Source organism: Ruegeria discodermiae (assembly GCF_030758345.1).
Lineage (GTDB): Bacteria > Pseudomonadota > Alphaproteobacteria > Rhodobacterales > Rhodobacteraceae > Ruegeria_C.
Genome location: NZ_JAVAMO010000052.1, coordinates 1 through 2,037 on the forward strand (window position 1 = coordinate 1; position 2,037 = coordinate 2,037).

Sequence of the window (2,037 nt, forward strand, 5' to 3'; positions counted from 1 at the left end):
ATGTGTCCGGATCGGGTCATTGATCAACGGCTCGCTTCCCGCGAAGTCCAAGACCCGCTTCGGCAGGTCACGGAAATCAAAATATGTCGCACCCGGTAAGAAGAACGCGTCGACCAGCCCCGGAGAGGACCCAAGCCGAACCAGCAATACGCGGTTATTATCCCGGGCTATGCGTTCGAGAATCTCCGGCTCAAAAGGGGCGGTTCCCAATCGCTCAATATCCACAACATCGTTCGGCAGGTCTCCGTAAAGGCGATGATAGAGGCGGAGCGGGGCCACAAGCCGCTTGTCGAACAGATCCGCAACCCCGAAGACTTCGTGAGGCGCTGCATCGAGGCCGACGGATAACGCCGTTTCCAGACCTGATGAGTAGTCGCCTTCAAGCCAACGGACATGCAGGTCGGTGCTGCCTTGGGGCGATCGAGCTTGCAGCGCGACATCATAGCGGTAGCGCGCCATCTCCGTGGCATAGCGGTCCAACCGAGGCATTGCCGTCGCCGTGTACTTGTCGCGATCAAAACGATCGAACCAGCCCGGATCGAGAACCAGCTCTCGCTCTCTCAGAAGCCCCGATCGTCCCTTGTTCGCCTGAGATGTCGTCGGGGGGCGGTTGTGACGGGTCTCGGAGATATCCAGGTGAAAGCACTCAAGCAGACGCAAGTCCCGTACGTCGCCAAAAAACGCGGTGCCATCCGGCGCAAGCCGACGCTCAACAAGCCGCAGGGTCTTTCGAAGATAGCTTTCGCTCGGAAAGTACTGAATGATCGAATTCAGAATGATCAGATCAAATCTCTCATCGGGTATCGCCGCTTCGTCGATCGCCTCTGCACGTAGAAGTTCGACATGGCTGAACTCCGCATTGTCTTCCACCAATCGACGGGCTCTGCTGAGCGCGGCAGTGTTGAAGTCCACGCCCACATAGCGCTTCGACAGGGGGGCGATACCGCTCAGGATCAGGCCCGATCCACAGCCGATCTCCAATACCCGGTCGGTCTTGAACTGTTTCAGGCGTTTGAGTGTCTGCGCGCGCCAGTCCAGCATCGCGTCCAGCCCGTAGCGCTCGCCCGTAGCGCTTTCAGTCCAGCCCGTGAAGTCCAGCCCATACGGCCCGATGGCTTCAGATGACTGGTGTTTGACCGTATAGACGGCGTTCCAGTCTCCGCAGACTTGCTGCTCGAGCCGTGCCTCATCGAAGGTGCACTCGGACTGTCTTGCTATATACGCGACAAGCTGGGTGTCCCCTGACGGATCCTGATGCGGGATGACCGCCGCCTCGGCGATACCATCGAGCGATGCCAGGGCGGCTTCGATCTCTCCGGGTTCGACCCGCATTCCGCGGATCTTGATCTGTGCATCGGCGCGCCACAGAAAAACGAGCGAGCCGTCTTCGCACCGCTTTACGATGTCACCAGTCCGGTAGAGCCGCGCGCCCGGGATGTTTGAGAAGGGGTCTGCGATAAAGCGCTCTGCCGTGAGGGATGATCGCCCTAAATATCCGCGAGACACCTGTTCTCCGCCGAGCAGCAACTCACCGGCAACCCCGTCCGGGACTAGGTTCAGCCCTGCGTCAACGACATAACAAGTGCAGCAGTCCTTGGCGTGTCCAAGTGGGAGCTTGCCATCGCTCAGATCGAGATCCGAGGTATCGCCCAGAATGGCAAAGGTGGTTGTTTCGGTAGGGCCATAGGCGTGCACCAAACGGGCAGCATTCTCCGAAAAGCTCTTTGAGTCGACGACATCTGACCGCAGGTCCTCGCCGCCGAATATCAAGAGTTCTGGCAGGTATGGGCTCTGTTCGGCCATCAAGAATTCGAACAGTTTGGTCGTCAAGAATGCCGCGTCGATTTCATTGTGTGAAAAAAATTCGGACAGGGCTCTGCTACTGAGCAGCTTTTGGAGGCTTACGACAACAGAGCCGCCTGACGTTAGCGGAACCCAGATTTCGAACGTGGCGGCGTCAAACGCGATCGTTGACGCAAAGGCAAAGCGGCCCTTGCAGATATCCCCAAACGCTCGGTCGCCGACGAGCGCCATGAC

General features: G+C 58.5%; 1 protein-coding gene. It reads right to left on the reverse strand.

All coding sequences use genetic code 11. The features are described 5' to 3' along the window. On the reverse strand, positions 1–2,034 hold a 2,034-nt coding region (locus tag Q5Y75_RS28290; protein ID WP_306203636.1), incomplete at its 3' end, for an AMP-binding protein. Between the last annotated feature and the right edge of the window lie 3 nt (positions 2,035–2,037).